Source organism: Ruminococcus sp. RTP21198st1_G1_RTP21198_201120 (assembly GCF_040924265.1).
In the GTDB taxonomy this organism is placed as follows: domain Bacteria; phylum Bacillota; class Clostridia; order Oscillospirales; family Ruminococcaceae; genus Hominimerdicola; species Hominimerdicola aceti.
In genome coordinates this window covers 1-22,208 of the sequence record NZ_JBCOMH010000003.1, presented here as the reverse complement: position 1 = coordinate 22,208, position 22,208 = coordinate 1, and the positions used below count along the sequence as shown (strand labels likewise).

Below are 22,208 nucleotides of genomic sequence, written 5' to 3'. Positions count from 1 at the left end.
AAATCCATTCCGAATAATTAAAGTTAATATAATGTTAAAAAACATCAAAAACCATGCTGTGCTATACATTCGTTCAATCAAGTATCTGTTTTGGTATAAAAAACGTCGAAACTTTAGCCTGCAATTAAACAAGAATTTAAATAAACTCACGTGTCCACTTCCAACATAGAATTATTAGAAGAATGATTGTTGCACATACAAAAATTACTTTCCATTTTTGCGACAATGGACTGTAATATTTTTCACGAATTATAATATATATTGCCATTAGCCAAATAACTATCAATCGTGGAAAAAGTAAACGTGTCGATTCTGTTGACATTATATACACCGTCAATAAGCAGAGTATATCATATAACGATACCATTAACTCATTCTTTTTGTTCTTATTTTTCACTGTGTATAAAATTCCAACTAAGAATATTATTATGAATATAATACAACCAATCATTCCTCATTCTCCCATTTTATCATTTAAAGTGACTTTTGTCAACAAAAAAGGACACCTGAAACTTCAAGTGTCCTTACGTTTGTATTCGATTTTTGTCCACGGACAAAATTACTTCTCAGCTTCGCCCTCGTCATAAAAGCCCTGACTTAAATTGCACATATCATCGACCTCAGTTTCTGAACTACGCTATAGTCAGCATTACGCATTCCAATACATATCCATGTATTTCTTGCCGTCCTCATGTGATATGTGCAGCTTATCAACTACCATATCAAGTGTTTTTTCATAACTTGCGCCAAGTTCTTTGGCGGCATTTATTAAGCCCTTGGCTTCGCCCTCAGCTCTGCCTTCAATTATGCCCTCAGCTCTGCCCTCAGCTTTGCCGTCATCATAAAAGCCCTGACTTAAATTGCACATATCATCGACCTCCTTCAGTCTGTTTTTAAACTTGACTCCATAATTCTTTTCGAGAATATCCATTGCTTTTTCCACTGATACTCTTCTCATATTCGTAAGCAGGTTAAGCATTTCTATCAATCCGCTGTAATTCTTATCTGACTTTCCCAGATTTATCATTACAAGGGACATCATATCGTATTTTTTATTGTCTACAGCACCATTTCCAACTATAGCAGTCGGCTGAAAACTGTATTCTGTGATAGTGTTCTCCAATGCTTTTGGAGCGTGGGTGCATATCCAAATGGAATACACCTTTTTCATATCATCAAAATTTGAATTTGCAAACTCAACGTTGTACTGTGATGAAATAAGGCGGCTAAGATAGTATATACCTCGTTTCTCCAGTGTATACCCATTGTGGTATTTGTTCTGTGACTCGAGATTGACTATCAGCTCGGCTTGCTCGTTGCTGTTCGGAAGCTTGACCTTGTACTTGATGTCAAAGCTACGTATGCCGTCATTTTCCGAAACGGACTCACTGCCTGCTGCGTCTATCAGCTCAGGGCTGTCATCAACAGGAACGTTGCCAATCTCAGGCTCACCATCAAGGCAAGCGATTATCTCGTCAAGGGTACAGTCTTTGAACTCTCTTACTGCGTACTTGAGAATGTTTGCAAATACATCTTTTCTTGAAAGCAACTGTTTCGCCTTTGCGTCATATAGCTTGGCTTTTTCGGATTTTAACATACGCGTCCTTTCTGTGATACATTTGTTTTCATCTTTATTTTATCAGATTTTTATGATAAAGTCAATAAAAAAGGGCATTTTTCATTGACTGTGCATTAAAAAAACACTCATTAAACACCTTTATTTTGTCCACGGACAAAAAACTATCACAATGACATTCCGCTATTTATTGTCATGCTCAGTCCGTTATTTTCAGACCTCTCCTTTACCATTTCTGCAAAGCCATTAAGCACTATAGCATGGCTATGACACAGTGGCAGAATTTTGAACTGCTCAAAATCTATATCATTGTTTTGCAGAAAATCATTAGCCCACTCGACAACATCACTGTGATATCTCATATCACGTCCGACCTGATTATGTTGCTTGACAACGAGTGCCATTGTGCAGGCAATATCGAATGCCGTGTTACTCTCTATCAGCTCATCATATGCACTGTCAAGGTCATAATGATAGCCGTCTGCATTTCTTGCAATACAACTGTCAATATCTTGTGATATCGACATTACTCTGTTTTTATCTTCAAAATTGAAATACATTTGCCTAAGCTCCTTTGTAGCCTTAACTGCTTTTTCCTGTGTTTTAAAATCGTATTTGAAACGCCAATCTATTGTGTAGTTGTCTATGAAAGGCTTAGCCACCGCAGAGTAAACGCCAGTGTTAGCCGATATAATGCAGGCGGCATTATCTGAAAAAGATAGAATTTCAAAAAATTCTCCGTTATAGCCTTGATACAACTCAGCGACTTTCATCGTCTTATCCTTGAATATATCGTAGGAATTGACTTTCCGTCAACATCAGTGACATATTCAACGTTAGAGAATGAACAAGTATATCCAAGTTCATGCGCCCATGCAAGCACTTCTTTTTGCTTGTGAATAAAACATCTCACTCTGCCAAGCTCATTTGGATCAGGCTTAAAGCTGTCCTCATTCATCATTTCTGTCACCTTTTCAGCCGTATAGCGTCCGACATACGGCAACTTCTTATATGGTCTGAAAGATATCTCATCATTGATAAAACCAATATAGCCGACCTCAAACATCATTTCTTCCTCATATGGATATCTTGCATAGACAACAGGCTCTAAAGGTCCACGAAAAACGAACGTCATAGAGCCACTATGATGTTCATCGTCCTTGAAGTATGCGGCTCTGTAGCCCTCTATTCTTGACTTGTTCTTGAACTTAGAAAGTTCAAAATCTATTGCTCCGAGATGATGTTCAGCCATTGTTCTCAACTTCCTTTCTGCTATCTTCACTCTTGACCGCAGGAGCGACTGTTTTTTTCAGCGTAAAGCTTTCCTGAGCAAACAGCTCTCGTACAGCTCTAGGGACGTATTTTCTATACATGACCTCAACAGCTTCGTTGATTTCTTTTGCGAGCTGTTCGTCAAAGTCTGCACTGTCCATGCCCTTTTCCGCCATGTAGTGCCTTATCAGAGTTATCTTTGTTTTGTCGATATTGTCTGCAAAATTAAATTCGTTCTTCATGATTTAAATCTCCCTTATTCAGATTTCAGATTGTCCATGGACAATTCTGTGAGTTTTATAAGTTCATCGGCTACCTGACGCCATGTCAGTTCCAGTCTTGTTGCACCATTGGCATTGAGTATACGATTGGTGAATTTAATCAGCATTGTATCACCGCAGAAGATGGTGTACTCTCCGTCAGGTGTTCCATAAGACATATTAATGCAATGATTTCTCAACTGTGTAGCAATGTCAAATGCCGATACATTTCTTTCAAGCATACGTCTGATATCATACTTTCTCGATATTCTTATCACAGCAGTATCGACCTCTACTTGCATTGATTTGCCGTCCCACCTAACAGGCTTAGCAACTTCGTTACCGCCCTCCTGCTGTTCGGTCATATGCTGTTTTAATAACTTATATATAAGCTCGTCCAACTCTTGCTCACTCATTCCTTGAATGAGCAACGGATCAACACTGTGTATTGTGTTATAAACAGAGCTTTTATAGACCTTTTTAATCTTTGGCGGATTAAGAGCCTTGTCGATATCATCAACTGTAAAGTCTTTGTTTTGGTCCGCAAGCTCAATGACCTGTTTTGCCGCCTTTGGTGTCAAAGCTTTTTCTACCTTTTTTAGATAGCCAAAAAGCACTTTCTGCTGTTCATCATTCAGAGCGTCTATTATCTCAACAGCGTGTATCGACAGCATACCAGTATCGACCAACGGCTTAAGCTCGTCAATAAGATTATTGATATGGATACAACGATATAACGTTTTTGGGGAAACACCAAAAAAAGTTGACATTTCCGTTACCGACATATCCTCACCGAAACGCTGTCTGTATCCATTGAACATATTGCATATCTCTGTAGGCTTCTCACCTTTGCGCTGTATGTTAGCGTGACAAACAGCCTTGAATGCTTCTTTGTCATTAAAATCACAAACACGGCAAAGGATAGTTTTCTTTTCAAGTTTCTGGAGTGCAATGTATCTCTTATGACCTGAAAGCAACTCGTACTTGCCACTGTCAAGCTCTCTGACAGTGGCAGGCGTAAGCTGTCCCATGCTCTTGATAGACTCTGTAAGCCTGTTCAGCTCTTCTTCGTCAATGTTAAAAGGCTGTGCAACATTATTGTCGCTATAAAAATCTATATCCGTGAGCGGTATCTCCGCATTATCTTTGATTATTCTGCTTTCCTCGATAACAGTATCTTCTGTCGGAGCTTTGGTGCGGCTCTGAGATGTTGCTAATATCTTATCAAATTTCATATGCTCACGCCCTTTCCTCAATTTCTGTTGCAAGTTCCTTGTACTGTGCTGACACCCTGTTACGCTGTGCCGAACTCAGCACCACAGCTTTTTCTTTCATCGGTGACTCAGCTACAGCCGACATTTGCTCTATGTATGTTTTGAATACCAACTCACCGTAGGTATTGTCGATCATTTCTTTTGTATTTTTGCAGATATTAGTTCTGCTATACATCGTAGTCACTATTCCAAGAATGCTAAGGCTGTCATTCAGTTCTTCCTGAATTTCCTTTACCTGAAGTATCAAATTTGGCAAAGCGCCAAAAGACATAGGCGAAGCCTGACAAGGAATAAGCACATGGTCTGCGGCAGTCAGAGCATTGTCAAGCATGACATTAAGACTTGCAAGACAATCGATTATAACGTAGTCATATTTCTCTATGATTTCCTTGCCCTTTGCAAACGCTCTTTTCAGCACTGTTTCCTTAGACCTTACCGAAATGAGGTCTTTCTCAAGCTTGTTCATGGCGTTAAGCTCTGAGGGAATGAAGTCAATTTTGTTGACTTCATTGTGTACGATATACTCAGAGATATTGCAATCACGCTTGTTGATGACGTTATACATCAGCCCTGCAATATTCTTTTCAGCCGCATAACAGCCAAAGAACTGTGACAGTGACTCCTGCGGGTCAAAGTCGATAAGCAGGACCTTGCGTCCCCTGATAGCAAGTGCAACACCTGTGTTAATGGCTGTGGTAGTCTTTGCGACTCCACCCTTCTGATTAGCTACTGCGATAATTTTTGTGTTCTTCATGAAACATCGTCCTTTCAGATATCTTGTGTTCTTCAATAATCTAAAAAAGCATAGAAAAGGCAGATGAAGAACACTAAACCTGCCTGTCAGGGAGCTACCCTGTTCTATGCCATGATGATGAAAACATCATCAAAATCATCACCGACAAGCTGTTAGTGACAATTTTCATGTTGCTTTTTTCATCGATCCGCTACTTATATACTTAAAATACTTTAATTACTTATATATACTTAGGGAGGTCGCAAATGGCGTATCTACGCTGTTTCAAGCGTTTAAAAACCACTTTTTCCTAACGTAGCGACCACTTTTTCCTAACCAAAAGCCACCTTTTCCTAACGAAAAACCACCTTTTCCTAACCAATCGACCACTTTTCCCTAACTTTCAACACACTTTCATGTTTTAGAGCCACTTTTTCCTAACTTTCAACAATTCAGAGCAGAAAAACCTGATTTTTGTCTGCGTAAAGACCACTTTCCCCTAACGAAAAGCCACCTTTTCCTAACCAATCGACCACTTTTCCCTAACTTTCAACACACCTTCATGTTTTAGAACCACTTTTTCCTAACTTTAAAAACCACCTCGTTAGGAAAAGGTGGTTTTTAAATCGGGGCGTCAGGTTCATCCCAACTTTCATTCCATTCTATGCTTGTTTTGATGATATTATAGTAATCATCACACGGCAGAAAACATTCGCTTCTGCCGAGAAGAATGAAAGAAACGCCCTTAACTGCTCTGCCGTTCTTGTTATACTTGGCTGTCAACGTGAACTCTGATGTATCAGAGTTGTTTATTTCAAAAATCGCTTTGCCAATGCACTTCTCCTTGAATTGGCTGAATTTTAAAAGCTTATCCTCACAGCCCATAAGCTGTCTGAGCTGTTCAATAGAGTACTCAAACTTGTGCCTATTTCTTGAAAAGAAACTTGCCTTGAAGTCGGAGAGCAAAATCTCATAGAGCCTGATAGCATATACAGATTTGAAATTCAGGATACTGCCGATCTCGTATTGCGTATAAAAGCCTTTTTGTTGCAAAACAAAAGGCTTAACATCATCGTTAAGCCTGATAGTAAGTATTCCATTGTTGCATGAGCAGGAAGAAATGAGGTTGATTTTTAGCCAACTTTCACGATTTCCAATACCACCCGTATTGATTTTAATGAACGCTTGCATAAGCTTATCCGTAAGCTCATTAATATCACCATACATGGACTTAGGTTTCATTCCAAGATACTTCGCAAGGTCCGTTATCTTACAAGTATATGTTTCCAGACCCTTGTCTGAGGGCTTTATCTGCGAAATGAGCAAGCGAAAAATCTTATGCTGCCACAGTGTCAACACATCCTGCTTGCCCTTGACCATGCTGTTTGACATGACTATTTTGAAGTCCTTATTCAAAACCAACGCATTGCCCATGATTTTCTCCCCCTTTTTTGCCGATTATTTCCTCAAAAAACTTGAGTGTTCAAGTCCCGTTTGCCGCACCATACTTGTGCAATAAAATAGATGCACACCTCGAAAAGCTCGTATTTACGAGTTTTTTTTGCGTTTTGAGGGTAAAAATTTCAGGTGTAAAACCGTAGATGCTTTTTCGTAAAAAAGGATCTGAACCCTCAACAATTAAACATCGTCAAACAAAACGGCAGACTTTGAGTATATTATGCTCTAAGCCTGCCGATTTTTTATGAAAAAACTTTCACAAAGTTTTCAATACAAATTTATTGGATCTGCCGATTTTGTTGGTATCTCTTAAAACAGAGAAACCAATAGGATCGGCTTTTTTGTTTTTTAGAGAGGTGGTGATCCTAATGTGGCAGAGGCTGTATTAACAGATGAGAAAATAAATTTGACAGGAGAAATGTGAAATGTATTACAATAAAGAAAACGTTGAAAGGCTGCGACAGAGATATCCCGAAGGAACTCGCATCTGCCTTGACAGAATGAATGATGACCCGTTCCCTGTTGAGTCGGGGACGTTTGGCAGGGTCGATCACGTTGATGACATCGGCACTGTGCATTGCGTTTTTGATAACGGAAGAACGCTCGGAGTTATACCAGGCGTGGACGATTTTCACGTTATCAGAGAAGAATCGGAACAAACTGAGGAAGAAGAAATGAATATGTCAATGTAACGGTCAAGTTAAGAAAGCTTGGCCGTTTTTTATTGCAGAAAGGAACGTGATAAATGATAAAGTATTTCGATATCTTTGCAGGCATCGGCGGATTCCGTTCGGGACTTGAAAAAGCAGGAGGCTTTGAGTGCGTCGGGTACTGCGAGATTGACCGATATGCTAAAAAAGCATACGAAACAATGTACGATACGGAAGGCGAGGTGTATTACGATGACGCAAGAAAAATTGACCCAAACGAACTGCCCGATCTCGACCTTATATGCGGAGGGTTCCCTTGCCAAAGCTTTTCGATCGCTGGAAAACGGAAAGGATTCAGCGATACCCGAGGAACTCTCTTCTTTGAGATCGCCAGGATTGCCGCCATTAAAAAACCTAAATATCTGCTCCTTGAAAATGTTCCCGGACTGCTATCACATAACGAAGGCAGGACGTTTGCGACCATCCTTAGTACGTTGGATGAATTGGGGTACGATGTCGTATGGGAAGTGCTTAACAGCGCAGATTTTGGTGTACCCCAATCCAGATAAAGAGTGTATATTATCGGATTTCATAGAGAAAAGTGTTCCGGAAAAGTATTGTCTTTCACAGACGCAAATCCAAAAACTCTTGTCAAAAGAATTTCAGGCAGAGAGGGCAACAGAGTATATTCAGCCGACGGACTGAGCATAACCCTTACAAGTCAGGCTGGCGGATTCGGCGGAAAAACAGGCCTTTATGAGATAATCGGCCTGCCGATAAAATCAAAAACTAAGTCAGGCTATCAGATAGCTCTGCCCGGCGACAGTATTGACCTTGCATATCCAAATATGAATTCAAGGCGTGGGAGAGTTGGCAAGGAGATAGCTCATACCCTTACAACAAGCTGTAATCAGGGATATTACGCATTGGGGATAGATATGAATCCAGAGCCGAAGGTCACAGAGCTTGCAAGATGTATCACCGCAAGGCAGGACAGCGGTATCGGTCATCACAAAGGCGAAAAATCCGGAGTGTTCCTCATAACAGACCCGATAGCTGTGCTTGACCCTGCAAAAGCAGAAACAAGACAGCAAGGCCGAAGATTTAAACTTCCCAACGAGCCTATGTTTACAATAACTGTAACGGACAGGCACGGCGTTGTTTACTGCGGATATATCCGAAAGCTTATGCCTTTGGAGTGCTGGAGACTGCAGGGCTTTACCGATGAGCAGTTTGAAAGGGTGAAAGCCACAGGAATGTCCGATGCACAGCTTTACAAACAGGCAGGAAATGCGGTGACAACTAATGTTATCGAGGCTCTGGCAAAGTATATTTTAGATATCGAAAAGGAGAATGCAAATGGATAATATGGTAAAAACATTTGTGAATGAGGAGTTTGGCTCGGTGAGAACTATCGAGGAAAACGGAAGGGTGATGTTTTGTGGAAAAGACGTGGCTCTCGCATTGGGGTATAGCGATACGAACAATGCGATAAAAACTCATTGCAAAAAAGATGGGGTGGTGATTCACCACCTCATAGATTCAATGGGCAGAAAGCAAGGTGCTAAGTTTATTTCTGAATGTAATCTTTACAGACTTATATCTCACTCCAGACTTCCCTATGCTGAGAAATTTGAAAGCTGGATATTTGATGATGTCCTACCGACTATCCGAAGAACAGGCGTCTATGTTTCAAACGAAGAAATGTTTATTGAAAACTACCTCCCGTTTCTCGACGAGCCGTACCGTGACCTGTTCAGACTTCAGATGACGGCTATCGAAAAGCTGAATGAACGTATCCGTCATGATAAACCGCTGGTGGAGTTTGCAAATCAGGTGGCAGGAACAGATGACCTAATCGACATGAACGCAATGGCAAAGCTTGCTGCTGATAAAAATTTCAATATCGGCAGAACAAGGCTGTTTCGCTGGCTCAAAAGAACGGGTGTACTGATGTCAAACAATCTGCCATATCAGAGATATATCGACAGAGGATATTTTGCGGTCAAGGAGTCGGTATTCGAGGTCAATGGTCTGAAAAAGACTTATCGGCAGACGTTTGTGACGGGAAAAGGTCAGCTTTTTATCATAGGTCTGCTGAGAAAATATTACGGAAAGGAGATTTCGTGATGTCCAAAAAGCCAAAATGTCCGCTGATAGGTCAGGACGGAAATATATTTAATCTTATTGGCATAGCCTCAAAAACGCTGAAAAGGAACGGAATGTATGATGAGGCAAAGGAAATGTGCAGCAGAATAACATCTTCGGGCAGTTACTATGAGGCCTTGAATGTTATCGGCGAGTATGTTGAGATCACTTCTATCGATGATGAACAGACAGAAGATGAGGATATGGAAATGGAGATGATGTAAATGACGTATTTGTTCATTGGAATGATGATAGGTTCTCTTGCCGTGGCTTTTAAGTCTGCTGAAAAAGAGATCGCACGTCTTGATAAGGAGGTCAAAGATGCACACAAACAGAGTTAAAGCCAAAGTAGACTTCAAGTTCTGTATGGGTAATATTCCTGCAATGCTGAGAGCAACAAAGCCTGTGCTTTCGGAAAAGCAATACAAGGAGCTGTGTAATGAGGTAAACAAAGCCGACGGCTACCTTGAACAGAAACGCATAATATTCAGCTATGTTGACCCGATAATCAAGGGCTGAAAACAGCGTAAAATCTAATATTTATTAAGGTCGTTTTGCCAACAGCAGATCAAAAATCTGGTGCTTGCAAAGCGACTTTTCTGCTGTTGGTTCTAACGGCAGAAAGGAAAAACATGAACAGTTTTATGTCATGGGTAGGGGGAAAGAAAAATCTTCGTGACGAGGTTCTTGCAAGATTTCCGCCTTACTATGAAAGGTATATAGAGGTGTTCGGCGGTGCAGGCTGGGTGTTGTTTCACAAGCCGCCAGGTGCAGATTTTGAGGTGTATAATGACTTCAATTCAAACCTTACGAACCTGTACAGATGCGTCAGAGATAAACCGAACAGACTCAAATACAAGCTGAGATATGTGCTCGATTCAAGAGAGGATTTTGACCTGACTTCAAGCCTGCATAAGCGTGGAATACTGCCAAGGCTTTATGACGTTGACAGAGCGGCTAAGTTTTATCAGCTTATACGTTACAGCTATGCAAGCGGTCTTGACAGCTTTGGAAGTCAGCCGCATTCGATGTGGTCGGACTTCCCTATGATCGACCTTGCCGCAAGGCGGTTGCAGAAGGTAGTAGTTGAGAATAAAGATTTTGAAAAGCTGATACGGCAGTATGACCGCCCTGTGAGCTTTTTCTACTGCGATCCGCCGTATTTTGCTACAGAGAATTACTACAAGGACGTAGGGTTTACTGCAAAAGATCATATCAGACTGCGTGACGCTCTGCTTGATATCAAAGGCAGATTTTTGGTTTCGTATAATGACTGTCCTGAGATAAGGGAGATATGGGACAAGCCTAATACCCACATCGAGGAGATAAGCAGACTTAACAACTTAGCACAGCGTTATGACGCAGGCTGTCAGTACGGCGAACTGCTCATATCAAATTATGACACAAGCGAACGTGCGAAAGCTATTAGGCAGCTTTCGCTTTTTGATTAGGAGGTTTTTATGAAGAAGATAATATTGGCACAGGTTTTAACGGCAAAAGGCAAAACAGAATTTTCAGGGCTTTATGACAGACACGGAAATGCTGTAACGGTAGAGGTCGAACGTGACAGCAGCGGTGTTTCACTCATCGTATGGCAGAACGAGCAGAAAAAGCAGAATTTTGACTGTGGGATATCCGAAGAAGAGATACAGCGTACCTGTGCGATGTTTGATGACTGCGGCGATTGTCCGCTGAAAGAGTATTGTGAAAGTGAGGCAAAAGAATGAGGATACTTGTGTTTGAACCTCTGAAAGAACCATATGTAAAGGATATTGAAGATGATATCCATGCCATGCAGGAAGTTGTGGGCGGCAGCATCGAGTCAATATATTTTGAACCAAAGCAGGATGCTATTTGCTGGTGCAATGATGAGTTTCTGCTGAACGGTTCAAAGCCTAACAGGATAGTTGGAAATACACTTGTTCACGGCACTTTCTATATTTCGGGCAACTGTCTGAACGAATACGGCGAATGGGATTCCTGTTCACTTACCGATGAACAGATAGAAAAGTACAAGCAGCAGTTTGATCATATCATAGTAGATCTGCCCGGTATCGGGCTGGTTGCTGTGAGAGAAACAAAGCCGGAAGTGATCCAACCGGAAGAAACAGAATTTGAGCAGACATTGTAAAAAGCAAAAGGAGAATGATAAATGATAAAAAATAGAATATTAAAGAAACTCAGCGCAGGGTTCATGGCAGGACTCTGTGCTTTTTCTATGTTCGGTTCATCTATGAGCGGAGCAATCACAGCAAGTGCCGCAAGCACACCTATGGAAAACCTGGCATTCCCGTCAGCGGATACGGTGATCGCAAAGGCGGCGACCTTGCTGGGTACGCCGTATACCTTTGGTAACAAGGGGTATTGGTATGCGTATGATCAGGGTCAGTACACTCCGCTGTCGGTCGAAACAATAAATAATCTCGGCATTGACTGTTCGGGTCTTGTGTACTATACTCTTACGCAGCTTGGATACAAAACATCGGGGTTCAGTTGGAACAACCCTGTGCCTGTTGATACAGATCATTGGCTTACAGTCAATGATAACTGCACCATAACTTACGACGGAAAGACTTCAAAGGTCGAAGTCGAAAAGAAAAACATCAAGACAACGGACCGCCCGTATTGGGAGTGTGCTGACGGTTCGGTTATTACAGCAGGTTCTGTGGTGGTCGCTCAGAATCCGGTTGGTGAGGATCACGCTTGGATATATATGGGCGAATTTGATTCAAGAAACGATGTAATAAGCTACCTTAAGTCTATCGGCGTTTCGGAAAGTCTTATCAATTCCAGAACAGTCGGGGACGGCACAGGCACAGGAGGTACACACTGGAGAATCGAATCAAGCGGTTCTGAGGGCGTTGTTATCAACAACAAGACTGACGGTAAGACTGCTACCGCTATGAATATGTCGGCGTTCAGGATAACAAAAAATGATGTGAAATTTGAAATAACTAAGGTTCTTGCTTCAGACAGAACGGTTAAGATTTCAGGCACAAGCAAGGTGGACGGAACGGTTGCAAAATACGGAGTATATACCGATAAGGCTTGTAAAAACAAGGTCGGCGAGATCACTATCGGCAAGGACGGAACAGGTTCCATTCAGTTACCTGAAAAGCAGTATTACGTTAAGGAGATCTCCGCACCGACAGGTTACAGTATCTCTGAAGAAGTGTTCGCATTAAAGGCTGACGAAAATATATTTGTGACCGAAGATTTTACGAGAGGCAAAATTAAGGTCAATAAGACCGCCGATGACGGGATCGTAAGCGGCAGAGAGTTCAAGGTCACAGGAAACGACGGCAGCAGTTACACCAAGAAAACCAATGCAAACGGCGTTGCCGAATTTAGCGGATTAAAGGTATACAACACATCTACGGGCAAATCGATCACCTACACCGTATCCGAGATCAATGTAGATACAAGATACGAAGTTCCTAAGGCTCAGAATGTTACGCTGACAAGCGGAGATGTTGATCTGACTGTGAATGTGAAGTTCAACAATCAGCTTAAAACGGGTTCAATAAAGATAAATAAGCAGTCCGAGGACAATCAGAACGGCGACAGAGAGTTCACTATTACGGGCAACGGTAAGACCTACACAATAAAAACAGGTTCGGACGGTATTGCAATCCTTTCCGATATTCCTGTTTACAACAGCAATAATGAGAAGATCGTGTACACCATTTCCGAGAAAAATGTTCCAATAAGATATGTAGTTCCTGCAGAGCAAACTGCAACCCTTACGGCAGACGCAACCACAACTAAGACATTCAAAAATATCCTCAAGAAATTTACTGTAGAGTTGACAAAGCAGGATTCCAAAACAGCATCAGCACAGGGCAACGGAACGCTTGCGGGAGCAGTTTACGGACTGTACAAGGACGGCGAGCTCGTAGATACCTATACGACCGATGAAAACGGATATTTTAAGACCAAAGAGTATGTCTGCGGAAACTACACTGTTCAGGAAATTTCACCAAGCGAGGGCTATCTCATTGACAAAACAGTTTACTCAGTAGGTGCAGAAGCTGAGAATTATTTCATTGAGCATAACCCACTTTCTATGACAGTGACTGAGGACGTTATCAAGGGAAATATCGCAATGATCAAGCATTCCGATGACGGCTCTACTCAGATAGAAACTCCGGAAGTGGGAGCTGAATTTGAAGTGTATCTGAAATCTTCGGGTTCTTATGCAAATGCTGTTGAAACAGAACGTGATCATCTGACTTGCGATGAAAACGGATTTGCACAGACCAAGGATATGCCATACGGAATTTACACGGTTCATCAGACCAAGGGCTGGGAAGGTACTGAGTTTATTGCTGATTTTGATGTCAACATCAGCGAAAACGGACAGACCTACCGCTATCTTATCAACAATGCAGAGTTTGAAAGCTATGTTAAGGTGGTAAAGGTCGATTCCGAAACGGGAAAAACAATTCCTTACGAGGGTGCCGGATTTGAGATATACAATGCAGACGGAGAAAAGATGACTATGATGTATAGTTATCCATCTCCTACTGCCATTGATGTGTTCTACACAAATTCCGAGGGTTATCTTATCACTCCCGAAGTGCTCCCATACGGGGAGTATTCACTTGTTGAAGTGCAGGCGCCTTACGGATATGTGCTTGATAAAACTCCAGTATCATTTTCGGTTTCCTCAGAAAATGCAGAGGAAGAAAACTCGCTTACTATCGTCAAAGTTGAAAAGCAAAACACCGCCCAGAAAGGTAAGATCAGCGTTCATAAAACGGGAGATATTTTCACAAGCGTGGCAACGGCTTCCTCCGCATACACAAATGAAAACGGTGAAATGATCGTGAATCCAACAACTTACACTCCCGTGTTTGCGAACGGAGATCTCAGCGGCGCGGTATTTCAGATAACAGCAAAAGAAGATATTGTTACGCTCGACGGTACGATCAGAGCTTATGCAGGAGATGTTGTTTCGGAGATCACGACAGACGAGAACGGCTATGCTGAAACCGAACCGCTTTATCTTGGCAAGTATGAGGTCAGAGAGATAAAAGCTCCCTATGGATATGTGCTGAACAATGAGCCTAAAGATGTTGAACTAACATATGCAGGACAGGAATTTGAGGTGAGAGATACAGTGAATACAGCTTTTGAAAATGAGTATCAGAGCGTGAGGATATCGCTTTCTAAGGTTATGGAAAGTGATGAACTGTTCGGGATCTACGGCAAGGACTGCTATACAAGCATTCGTTTCGGGCTATTCGCCGCAGAAGATATTACTGCCGCTGACGGTTCTGTTATTCCTGCGGACGGACTGCTTTCAGAGGTTTCACTTGCTGAGAATATGACTGCAAAATTTGATGTACAGATACCTTTCGGAAGGTATTATGTCAAAGAAATTTCTACTGATGAACACTATGTTCTTAACGGAGAAAAATATCTTGTAAACTTCGAATATATGGGACAGGACATCCGGACTGTGGATATTGACTGCGGACAATTCGTAAATCTTCTCAAGCGTGGCAGGATAGAGGGTCACAAGGTAGATGACAAGAGCGAACCTCTTGAAAATGCTGTGTTCGGTCTGTTTACTACCGACTGTGTGAAGTTCAGCAGAGATACTGCAATAATGACTGCCGCCTCAGATGAGAATGGCTGTTTTGAGTTTACAGATGTTCCTTTCGGACAGTATATCGTTCGTGAGATAGAAAGTCCAAGGGGGTATATTCTTAGTGACAAGGAATATGCTGTCAGCATTGCAGAGGACGGAGAAGTTATTGAGATAACTGCGGAAAACAAACCTATTACTGTTGAGATCTCCAAACGTGATGTGTACGGAAACGAACTTGTGGGTGCTGAAATGGTGCTTGAAAATGCTGACGGTGAGATAGTTGATAAGTGGACTTCCGACGGCACAAACCACATTGTTTCAAAGCTTGGTGCAGGTGAATATATGCTTAAAGAAATTGCCGCTCCCGACGGTTATGTGATTGCAACGGACATTAAATTTACTGTTGATGTTTACGGCAATGTTATGGTAGAAAACGTTGATTTTACGGCCGTTTCAGATAATGGCAATCCGCTTATCGCTATGGTGGACGATACCACTAAGGTTCGTATTTCAAAGCGGGACATTACAACAGGCGAAGAATTGCCGGGTGCTACTCTGCAAATTATTGACGAGAACGGAAATGTTGTTGAGGAATGGGTATCCACGGACGAGGCTCACTTCATCGAAGGCAAGCTGATCGCAGGCAAGGAGTACACGCTTCGTGAAACTATCGCTCCCGACGGTTATGAGATCGCAAACGAGATCAGTTTTACTGTCAACGAGGACGGTTCTGTGACCGAAGTCGTTATGTACGATGAGCTGACGCCTAAAACGGATACTCCGTATACTGGCGATAACCATAGTGATTTTGCAGCTTTTGCACTTATGGGCGCTTCGCTCGTAATCTTTCTTGTGCTGATCATTAGCAGAAAGAAAAATGATGACAAGGAGCCTGAAGATCATTCAGCTCTTTGCCCCGAATTTATTGAAATTGATGAGGATTGATCTATGACTAAGAAAACCAAAGCTATTCGCACTATTGCGGCTGTGACCGCAGCCGCCCTCCTCGGAGGAGGAATTTATCTTCTTGTAAAAAACGATGTTGCTCAGAAAATCAATTGGCGGGATATTCTGATCTATGCTCCTACCCCGATAGCGAGAGAAACGCTTGACGAAGCGGTAAATAACGATTCAGAAAAACCGTCGTCTGACAGAGTTCCCGAGGATACCAAAGAAGAACTGACCGAACAGGTACGTCAGCTTTCCAACGAGCATGACGATTCTGTGGGTTGGCTGTATGTTCCCGATACAAATATCGATTATCCGATCATGCAGTCGGGAGATAACGATTATTACACACGCAGGGCGGCGGACGGTTCATATTTGTATGCAGGATCACTGTTTATGGACTATCGCTGTTCAAGCGATTTTTCTGACTTTAATAGCGTGATCTACGGTCACAATATGGGAAACGGAACGATGTTTGCGGATATTCCGAATTACGAAAACGAGGAATATTTCATGAATCACAGCTACGGCTGGCTGACCACTGAGAACGATGTCAGGCTTATAGATTTCTTTGCGGTTGCAAGAACTTCCGATACAAGCGGACTTTATCTTGCTGCTCCGAATTTTAATGAATGGGATAATCAGCTCAGAAACTGTGCAAGTATTTACAAGGAGATCGGCATTTCCGAAGAAGATAACCTGATAACGCTGTCAACTTGTACTTCTGCAGAGGGTAACAGCCGTACAATTCTGGTAGGAAAAATTATCGAAAGCAGAAAGGATGATGTGTAATGAGATCTAAAAAGAAATTGATCGCAGCAGCAAGTTCGGTGTGCTTTGCGGCTGTGATGTCGCTAACTGCCTATGCTTCGGGTGATGTTGCGGGGGCGGTCACAAGCACTTGGAACACAGCCAGATCGCAAATAGTGTCGGTGGTGAACAATGTTGTTTTTCCGTGCCTTGATGTTATCCTTGCGGTATTGCTGTTTGTGAAGATAGGTGCGATGTATATGGACTACCGCAAGCACGGACAGATAGAATGGACTCCTGTTGCGATAATCTTCGCCTGCCTCATATTCACCCTTACCGCTCCGTTGTATATCTGGTCTATTGTGTAAGGAGGTATGACAAATGAAGAATATTCTTATACTCGCCGTACTGTCTGCGGTGATCCTTACAGGCTGCGGAAATATCTCGCCGCCGTTCAAAGCCGAGCAGACAACGGTCACAACAGCCGCTCCGACAGTAAGTGCGGCTGCCTCTTCGGAGGCTGAAAGTACCGTCGATGAAGAACAGGTAAAATATGATACCTTTATTGCGGAGTTTTTCGATTCAAATATCAGCTTTGCAGATACAAGCGCATTGGTAACAGAAGCAATGAAAGGCTGTTCTTTTGATAATGAAATCGATGATTCAAATGGTGTGCAGAAGATAACGCTAAAAGGTACAAACGGCGGCGGTTCTATTGAGGTGATGTGTATTGATCTGAGTAAAAGCAGTCTTCCTTATGATATGGAATATATCCTTGAAAATTTCGGAGATCATTACTTCAGGCAGACTGCTGCTCAGATGAGCGGTATCACCGAAGATGACTTTGTTTCGAGTTACCGAATGACAAGCAGTGTTGTTTCAAAGGGCAAGTATCAGCAGTACGGCTCTGTTCAGAAATCCGACGGTATGGCGACTCAGTTCGGATACACAGAAACCTATGCTGTGCTGAGTGAAAACAAGCTGACCGTTGTGTCGGGTGCATTTCTCAGTTCAGATATGATGGAAAGGCAGAGTTTTTCACAGCTGATGGCTAAGTTTGCGGAGAATGTGAAGTACTGATTTAAAATGAAAAAAGGGCTGAGGTTGGCTCAGCCCTTTGGTTTTGGGGAGTATAAATCAGAATTTATATATTAAATACTTCTTTTGCGTATGATGTCCACCCACCATGTGTAATCATTACGCAAATTACAGCAAGTGTTATATACAATACGATAGGGATAAGCAGATATGCCTTGCCTTTACTCAATGTTTTCCGAAATACATAGATATTTGAGGGAAATGATAAAGCAAGCCAAATCAGTAGCTCAATACAGCCAAGCATAATAGAAACATCTTTCTCCGAGCCTAAATCATAGCTATAGCCTTTTGAATGTCCAGTTATATCAAGAAAAATCCAGCCGAAACATATTGGAAATGAAAATGCAATAAAACTCGTCCAGAGAAAATTCAGACAATAGATAATTTTACTTTTCATGGCTATCTCCTACAAATTTCGATTTATGTTATTATCCATTATACCACACCAACCTCGAAAAATCAACCCTAGTAAACAGAAAGCAGGTGATAAAGTGTCATATATCCCATTTACAGACGAACAAAAAATCCTTGCCAACAGCATAGATCTGGCAGAATACCTGCGTGTGCGTGGTGAAAAGCTTGAGCGTGTCGGCATAGAGCATAAGCTCATATATTACGACAGCTCAGGCAAGCACGACAGTATAACTATCCGTGGGTCAAAATGGTTCGACCACAAAAATCAAATCGGCGGCGGAGCGATAAAGTTCATGCAGGAATTCTATGACATGGACTTTCAGACGGCGGTACAAGAGCTGTTAGGACAGACGGTAACTCCGCTGTCCCACAGTCCGCCGAAAGTATCGGCAAAGGAAGAAAAGAAAGAGTTCAGACTTCCCGAGGCAAACACAAATATGCATAGGGTTTATGCCTACCTGATAAAGCAGAGGTTCATTTCTCCCGATATTATCAGCCATTTTGCAAAACAGCACACGCTTTATGAGGACAAGGAACATCACAATGCGGTGTTCGTAGGCGTTGACGAAAACGGCGTTCCAAGGCAGGCAAGCAAGCGTTCAACAAATTCTTACGGCAATAGTTTCAGGATCACTTGTCAAGGTTCTGACACAAGATACAGCTTTGCACATTTCGGTGAAAGCAAAAGGCTCTATGTGTTTGAGGCTCCCATAGATATGATGAGTTTTCTTACGCTTTATCCGAAAGACTGGCAAAAGCACAGCTGCATTGCAATGAACGGAGTGTATGAAAATGCTGTGCTTGCGGCATTAAAGAATCATTCTAACTTATCGGAAGTAATTCTCTGCGTTGATAATGACGAAGGAGGGATCGAGGCCGTTGACCGTCTAAGGGATATTCTAAATGAGAACGGATATTCAAACGTCAAATGCCGTCCGGATAAGCTGACGTCTCAGATCTATGCCGCCTTCAAAAACAAACAATACAAATATCTCGCCGAGTATGCACTTGCGTTATACCATTAACGAAGAAAAATAAAAATGAACCGAATAGGAGCTATTACAAAGCTGTTGTATGTCACCATAACCATACAACAGCTTTTATCATTTGATTGGAAACTCCAATTCCAGAACAAACTCCGGGAACTGCTTTGGTATTCTCATCTCTCCGCCAAGCTTTTCGACAGTCCTGCGAATGTTGTATAACCCAAAGCCGTGATTATCTTTGTCGAGCTTAGAGGTTTCTGTGGAATTTTTGTTGTCTGGATTTGGATTTGATAATTTAATCACCTGAACATTCTGTACAACAGCACATTTCACCGTTATAACAGCCGAATCGGTTAAGCTGAGTTTTTCACAAGCCTCGATAGCATTATCCAAAGCGTTGGAAAGCATTGTACATAGATCGACTGCAGGAATCTCATCGGAAATAAAACCGCTGAATTGAATCTGAGTGCCGATATTTGCGGCTGATTCGCTTTTCTCCGAAAGTATCGAATCAGCGATCTGATTTCCGCTTGAAAACTTATTTGCATCAATTATCTCCTGCTTGGTTATACTTTTTACATAGTCAAGTGCTTCATCAAGCTGTCTTTTCTCAAGCGTTGCCTGCAAACATATCATATGATTTTTATAATCATGACGAAATTCTCTCAAATCGTCTGTAAGCTTATTGATCTTTTGGTAATGCTCAACTTGACCTACCATCTGTTTTTCCATTATTCCTAATATGCTTTCGTAGTATTGCCGTGAAATACTGCTGAATACAAATGAAATAATAATTGTCAAAAAAGCCATAATGGTCAGCACTGTCAAGAAACTGTTTATTTTATTATCAAAGAACAACTCGCTAGATTCAACAGCCATGTTTCCACAAAGCTCTCCGATAAAAACCAGGACAATTAATATCAATATATATAATCGTTTTGGCAGTAATCTTATGCTGTTCCTGATTTGATTTTGATGATTTTTTTGAAGAAATCTGAGTAGGATTAATACAACAATATTAAAAATCATAGATGAAAAATTTAAAACCGTTGCTCTGTCAAAATCTTGTACAAATAAATCAATCAGTATGCATCCAATTGATTGGAAAATAGAATCTAAAATCAGTACAATAACCGAAATATATACAGACCATAATTTTTTTGATTTGAATATTGACAAAATGCAAATTAGTAGAAATGCATAATAACATATTGTTGCCGTTAGGAAAATAACAGGTTTGTCATGATTTCTATACCAGGAGCAAATAATTCCGGAAATCAAATACATAAGAAATACAGTCACATATTTTCTCCTGTACTCTTTGGTTCCATAAATAAGACTCATGGTTTGGATAATCGTAAATAAATATAGTATAGATATTACTGTAAATTCAAATGTGTGTACTAAATTCATTTCTATTCTCCTATACTTTTTCTTTTAAGATAATTCAGATATTTGCTTTTAAAGTCCTTGAATTTAGAGCTTGAAATAAGCGCTTTTTGACCGTTAGAAAATTCAATTTCCTTTTTACTGTAGCCGATTATGTAATTGAAATTGACGATATACGAGCGATTTGAGCGATAAAAATACGCCTCATTCAATTCTTTCTCCAACAAAGAAATTTTGTTTGAATAAAGAAAAATTCCTTGAGCTGTGACAACTTCCGCATAGATATTGTCGGCTTGTGCATATATTATTTCGTTTTCGGGTATCGTTATATTCTTTTGATTAACAGTATCCTTAACTACTATATAAGCAGTTTTTGCTAGATTTTTTATAACAGAATCCAAAGCTTCGTACAAATCCTCTTTTTCAAACGGTTTAACGAGAAAGCGAAAAGCATTAACTTTCATACTGTCAAAAACAACGTCCTTATAGCTGCTCACAAATATTACGGTAGTATCAACATTGCGTTTCCTCAATACCGAAACGGTATCGAGTCCGTTTTTATCTGTCATTTGATGATCCATAAAAATCAAGTCAAAGGACATATCGGCAGCTAAGAGTTCCATGCCGTCGGAATATTCGTATATAATAAAATTAAGACCATGCTTATCTGCATATATGTATAATTCTTCAAACAACGTTTTTCGAAAAAAAGACTCATCATCGCAAACTGCTATATGCATAATAACCTCTCCCTATTATTTTCTGATATTTTTTGTTGTTCTTATTATACAATATTTTGACATTAATTTCAAGCTATTTTGAGCTTTACAAGAAAAAAAGGGGTGTTTACAAGAATTTTGTAGCCTGTTTTAGAAATCGGTGTTATCTTAATGGCATCGATTTGTAAAGGAGGCAAATAATATGTTCTATAATTTTTGGCTTGCATTTTATAAATTCTTCAAGTAAGGCGGTGCGGTTATGCCGATAGTTGAACACCAGTATCTACATTATAAAAATGTTTTATGTTTTGAAATGCAGCTTGATTACGGAGAAATAGAGGACTTTGCCCAAAGAATCGATTATAGTCTTGACGTTTTAGATCTATCCCGTGACGGGAAAATTGTTATTACTCAAAAATCCCCTTTTCTTGAGTTTCTGATTCCTGTAGATAAACAATTTTCAAGCAGCAAGCATTACCGCTATAAACCGGAGTTCAAACTTGTAAATGCTATAAGGACAAGACATTACGGTTCTTTCGACAGTATTCAAAACAAAGTGGAGGAGCTTAAGAAGTATATTCAAGACCAGTCTTTTTTGCCCGCTACCCCTCCGTACTTCATTGTTCAGGATATTAAAAACAAAATTTATGATGTGTATATTGGTATCAATGAGAACATTTTATGAAATGCGAAAACGAGGTTGGATTTTAGTAATCTGATCTCGTTTTTGTTCCTTTACAAGGAAAAAGGGGGTGTTTACAAGAAATTTGTTGAGAACAGCATGATTTTGTGGTATTTTTATGGCGTTAGTAAACTAACAAGGATTTTAAATTATGGAGGTAAAAGTTATGATCAAACAGAAAACAAAGTCACGGCTCAAGCGAACGCTATCCGGAGTACTGGCTTTAGCTATGACAGCGAGTGTGGCAGCTGTCAT

General features: G+C 40.9%; 24 protein-coding genes and 1 pseudogene. 15 read left to right on the top strand and 10 right to left on the bottom strand.

Going from position 1 to position 22,208, the window contains the following annotated elements; all coding sequences use genetic code 11:
- Positions 1 to 649: 649 nt before the first annotated feature.
- The 7 genes from AB5627_RS02555 to AB5627_RS02525 all read right to left on the bottom strand — a co-directional run bounded on the left by AB5627_RS02555 (position 650) and on the right by AB5627_RS02525 (position 6,549).
- Positions 650 to 1,597 carry a hypothetical protein gene (locus tag AB5627_RS02555; protein ID WP_051706741.1) on the bottom strand — a complete coding sequence of 316 codons (948 nt, stop codon included), beginning with the start codon at positions 1,595 to 1,597 and terminating at the stop codon, positions 650 to 652.
- A 146-nt stretch (positions 1,598 to 1,743) separates the two neighbouring features.
- Positions 1,744 to 2,349: a hypothetical protein gene (locus AB5627_RS02550; protein ID WP_368369656.1), complete on the bottom strand. Its 606-nt coding sequence runs from the start codon at positions 2,347 to 2,349 to the stop codon at positions 1,744 to 1,746.
- Complete coding sequence (locus AB5627_RS02545; protein ID WP_022287870.1) at positions 2,346 to 2,828, bottom strand: hypothetical protein; 483 nt, start codon at positions 2,826 to 2,828, stop codon at positions 2,346 to 2,348. Before AB5627_RS02545 ends, AB5627_RS02550 begins: the two co-directional genes overlap by 4 nt.
- Positions 2,821 to 3,090 carry a hypothetical protein gene (locus AB5627_RS02540; RefSeq protein ID WP_022287869.1) on the bottom strand — a complete coding sequence of 90 codons (270 nt, stop codon included), beginning with the start codon at positions 3,088 to 3,090 and terminating at the stop codon, positions 2,821 to 2,823. Before AB5627_RS02540 ends, AB5627_RS02545 begins: the two co-directional genes overlap by 8 nt.
- 14 nt (positions 3,091 to 3,104) lie before the next feature.
- On the bottom strand, positions 3,105 to 4,343 hold the full coding sequence (locus AB5627_RS02535; protein ID WP_287612934.1) for a ParB/RepB/Spo0J family partition protein: 1,239 nt from the start codon (positions 4,341 to 4,343) through the stop codon (positions 3,105 to 3,107).
- Positions 4,344 to 4,347: 4 nt separating this feature from the next.
- Positions 4,348 to 5,136, bottom strand: coding sequence for a ParA family protein (locus tag AB5627_RS02530; protein WP_038672587.1), 789 nt, complete (start codon positions 5,134 to 5,136; stop codon positions 4,348 to 4,350).
- 600 nt (positions 5,137 to 5,736) lie between these two features.
- Positions 5,737 to 6,549, bottom strand: coding sequence for a replication initiation protein (locus AB5627_RS02525; RefSeq protein ID WP_287209470.1), 813 nt, complete (start codon positions 6,547 to 6,549; stop codon positions 5,737 to 5,739).
- 449 nt (positions 6,550 to 6,998) lie between these two features.
- Between AB5627_RS02525 and AB5627_RS02520 the strand changes: the two genes are divergently transcribed.
- The 13 genes and pseudogenes from AB5627_RS02520 (at position 6,999) to AB5627_RS02460 (ending at position 17,745) form a co-directional block, all read left to right on the top strand.
- Positions 6,999 to 7,265 (top strand): DUF4314 domain-containing protein, encoded by a 267-nt coding sequence (locus tag AB5627_RS02520; RefSeq protein ID WP_368369655.1) that lies wholly within the window; start codon positions 6,999 to 7,001, stop codon positions 7,263 to 7,265.
- Positions 7,266 to 7,318: 53 nt separating this feature from the next.
- Positions 7,319 to 7,792: a DNA cytosine methyltransferase gene (locus AB5627_RS02515; RefSeq protein WP_368369654.1), complete on the top strand. Its 474-nt coding sequence runs from the start codon at positions 7,319 to 7,321 to the stop codon at positions 7,790 to 7,792.
- A gap of 48 nt (positions 7,793 to 7,840) precedes the next feature.
- Positions 7,841 to 8,590, top strand: a complete 750-nt coding sequence (locus AB5627_RS02510; protein ID WP_368369653.1) for a DNA cytosine methyltransferase — start codon at positions 7,841 to 7,843, stop codon at positions 8,588 to 8,590.
- Positions 8,583 to 9,353 (top strand): phage antirepressor KilAC domain-containing protein, encoded by a 771-nt coding sequence (locus AB5627_RS02505; protein ID WP_368369652.1) that lies wholly within the window; start codon positions 8,583 to 8,585, stop codon positions 9,351 to 9,353. Before AB5627_RS02510 ends, AB5627_RS02505 begins: the two co-directional genes overlap by 8 nt.
- A 5-nt stretch (positions 9,354 to 9,358) precedes the next feature.
- Positions 9,359 to 9,595: pseudogene (locus tag AB5627_RS02500) on the top strand (hypothetical protein); the annotation flags it as partial.
- A 97-nt stretch (positions 9,596 to 9,692) separates the two neighbouring features.
- Positions 9,693 to 9,890, top strand: a complete 198-nt coding sequence (locus AB5627_RS02495) for a hypothetical protein (RefSeq protein ID WP_022288247.1) — start codon at positions 9,693 to 9,695, stop codon at positions 9,888 to 9,890.
- 125 nt (positions 9,891 to 10,015) lie between these two features.
- On the top strand, positions 10,016 to 10,822 hold the full coding sequence (locus AB5627_RS02490) for a DNA adenine methylase (protein ID WP_265291014.1): 807 nt from the start codon (positions 10,016 to 10,018) through the stop codon (positions 10,820 to 10,822).
- Between the two features lie 9 nt (positions 10,823 to 10,831).
- Positions 10,832 to 11,098, top strand: coding sequence for a hypothetical protein (locus AB5627_RS02485; protein WP_117940694.1), 267 nt, complete (start codon positions 10,832 to 10,834; stop codon positions 11,096 to 11,098).
- A complete protein-coding gene (locus AB5627_RS02480) occupies positions 11,095 to 11,502 on the top strand; it encodes a DUF3846 domain-containing protein (RefSeq protein WP_265291006.1) in 408 nt (135 codons plus the stop codon). Before AB5627_RS02485 ends, AB5627_RS02480 begins: the two co-directional genes overlap by 4 nt.
- A gap of 21 nt (positions 11,503 to 11,523) precedes the next feature.
- Complete coding sequence (locus tag AB5627_RS02475) at positions 11,524 to 15,912, top strand: SpaA isopeptide-forming pilin-related protein (RefSeq protein ID WP_302837843.1); 4,389 nt, start codon at positions 11,524 to 11,526, stop codon at positions 15,910 to 15,912.
- Between the two features lie 3 nt (positions 15,913 to 15,915).
- Positions 15,916 to 16,707 (top strand): class B sortase, encoded by a 792-nt coding sequence (locus AB5627_RS02470; RefSeq protein WP_265291003.1) that lies wholly within the window; start codon positions 15,916 to 15,918, stop codon positions 16,705 to 16,707.
- A complete protein-coding gene (locus tag AB5627_RS02465) occupies positions 16,707 to 17,033 on the top strand; it encodes a DUF3852 domain-containing protein (protein ID WP_117878576.1) in 327 nt (108 codons plus the stop codon). Before AB5627_RS02470 ends, AB5627_RS02465 begins: the two co-directional genes overlap by 1 nt.
- A gap of 13 nt (positions 17,034 to 17,046) precedes the next feature.
- Positions 17,047 to 17,745, top strand: a complete 699-nt coding sequence (locus tag AB5627_RS02460) for a hypothetical protein (RefSeq protein ID WP_265291002.1) — start codon at positions 17,047 to 17,049, stop codon at positions 17,743 to 17,745.
- Positions 17,746 to 17,809: 64 nt separating this feature from the next.
- Here the strand turns inward: AB5627_RS02460 and AB5627_RS02455 are convergent, their stop codons facing one another.
- On the bottom strand, positions 17,810 to 18,160 hold the full coding sequence (locus tag AB5627_RS02455; RefSeq protein ID WP_046438598.1) for a hypothetical protein: 351 nt from the start codon (positions 18,158 to 18,160) through the stop codon (positions 17,810 to 17,812).
- A 94-nt stretch (positions 18,161 to 18,254) separates the two neighbouring features.
- Here AB5627_RS02455 and AB5627_RS02450 point away from each other — a divergent pair, with 94 nt between their 5' ends.
- Entirely contained in the window at positions 18,255 to 19,202 is a 948-nt protein-coding gene (locus AB5627_RS02450) for a DUF3991 and toprim domain-containing protein (RefSeq protein WP_265291001.1), read from the top strand.
- 78 nt (positions 19,203 to 19,280) lie between these two features.
- On the opposite strand, the gene AB5627_RS02445 is transcribed toward AB5627_RS02450, so the two are convergent.
- Both AB5627_RS02445 and AB5627_RS02440 read right to left on the bottom strand, forming a co-directional pair.
- On the bottom strand, positions 19,281 to 20,042 hold the full coding sequence (locus AB5627_RS02445) for a sensor histidine kinase (RefSeq protein ID WP_256320470.1): 762 nt from the start codon (positions 20,040 to 20,042) through the stop codon (positions 19,281 to 19,283).
- A gap of 536 nt (positions 20,043 to 20,578) precedes the next feature.
- Complete coding sequence (locus tag AB5627_RS02440) at positions 20,579 to 21,292, bottom strand: LytTR family DNA-binding domain-containing protein (protein WP_265291000.1); 714 nt, start codon at positions 21,290 to 21,292, stop codon at positions 20,579 to 20,581.
- A gap of 238 nt (positions 21,293 to 21,530) precedes the next feature.
- Here AB5627_RS02440 and AB5627_RS02435 point away from each other — a divergent pair, with 238 nt between their 5' ends.
- Positions 21,531 to 21,956: a hypothetical protein gene (locus AB5627_RS02435; protein WP_117925295.1), complete on the top strand. Its 426-nt coding sequence runs from the start codon at positions 21,531 to 21,533 to the stop codon at positions 21,954 to 21,956.
- Positions 21,957 to 22,208 lie beyond the last annotated feature (252 nt).

Bases quoted from the DNA above. Each gene is read 5' to 3' on its own strand.
- AB5627_RS02545 (WP_022287870.1), bottom strand. From the start codon at position 2,828: ATGGCTGAACATCATCTCGGAGCAATAGATTTTGAACTTTCTAAGTTC.
- AB5627_RS02440 (WP_265291000.1), bottom strand. From the start codon at position 21,292: ATGCATATAGCAGTTTGCGATGATGAGTCTTTTTTTCGAAAAACGTTG.
- AB5627_RS02550 (WP_368369656.1), bottom strand. From the start codon at position 2,349: ATGAAAGTCGCTGAGTTGTATCAAGGCTATAACGGAGAATTTTTTGAA.
- AB5627_RS02445 (WP_256320470.1), bottom strand. From the start codon at position 20,042: ATGGCTGTTGAATCTAGCGAGTTGTTCTTTGATAATAAAATAAACAGT.
- AB5627_RS02530 (WP_038672587.1), bottom strand. From the start codon at position 5,136: ATGAAGAACACAAAAATTATCGCAGTAGCTAATCAGAAGGGTGGAGTC.
- AB5627_RS02490 (WP_265291014.1), top strand. From the start codon at position 10,016: ATGTCATGGGTAGGGGGAAAGAAAAATCTTCGTGACGAGGTTCTTGCA.
- AB5627_RS02525 (WP_287209470.1), bottom strand. From the start codon at position 6,549: ATGGGCAATGCGTTGGTTTTGAATAAGGACTTCAAAATAGTCATGTCA.
- AB5627_RS02480 (WP_265291006.1), top strand. From the start codon at position 11,095: ATGAGGATACTTGTGTTTGAACCTCTGAAAGAACCATATGTAAAGGAT.
- AB5627_RS02540 (WP_022287869.1), bottom strand. From the start codon at position 3,090: ATGAAGAACGAATTTAATTTTGCAGACAATATCGACAAAACAAAGATA.
- AB5627_RS02505 (WP_368369652.1), top strand. From the start codon at position 8,583: ATGGATAATATGGTAAAAACATTTGTGAATGAGGAGTTTGGCTCGGTG.
- AB5627_RS02455 (WP_046438598.1), bottom strand. From the start codon at position 18,160: ATGAAAAGTAAAATTATCTATTGTCTGAATTTTCTCTGGACGAGTTTT.
- AB5627_RS02460 (WP_265291002.1), top strand. From the start codon at position 17,047: ATGAAGAATATTCTTATACTCGCCGTACTGTCTGCGGTGATCCTTACA.
- AB5627_RS02475 (WP_302837843.1), top strand. From the start codon at position 11,524: ATGATAAAAAATAGAATATTAAAGAAACTCAGCGCAGGGTTCATGGCA.
- AB5627_RS02485 (WP_117940694.1), top strand. From the start codon at position 10,832: ATGAAGAAGATAATATTGGCACAGGTTTTAACGGCAAAAGGCAAAACA.
- AB5627_RS02470 (WP_265291003.1), top strand. From the start codon at position 15,916: ATGACTAAGAAAACCAAAGCTATTCGCACTATTGCGGCTGTGACCGCA.
- AB5627_RS02435 (WP_117925295.1), top strand. From the start codon at position 21,531: ATGCCGATAGTTGAACACCAGTATCTACATTATAAAAATGTTTTATGT.
- AB5627_RS02535 (WP_287612934.1), bottom strand. From the start codon at position 4,343: ATGAAATTTGATAAGATATTAGCAACATCTCAGAGCCGCACCAAAGCT.
- AB5627_RS02555 (WP_051706741.1), bottom strand. From the start codon at position 1,597: ATGTTAAAATCCGAAAAAGCCAAGCTATATGACGCAAAGGCGAAACAG.
- AB5627_RS02515 (WP_368369654.1), top strand. From the start codon at position 7,319: ATGATAAAGTATTTCGATATCTTTGCAGGCATCGGCGGATTCCGTTCG.
- AB5627_RS02495 (WP_022288247.1), top strand. From the start codon at position 9,693: ATGCACACAAACAGAGTTAAAGCCAAAGTAGACTTCAAGTTCTGTATG.
- AB5627_RS02520 (WP_368369655.1), top strand. From the start codon at position 6,999: ATGTATTACAATAAAGAAAACGTTGAAAGGCTGCGACAGAGATATCCC.
- AB5627_RS02465 (WP_117878576.1), top strand. From the start codon at position 16,707: ATGAGATCTAAAAAGAAATTGATCGCAGCAGCAAGTTCGGTGTGCTTT.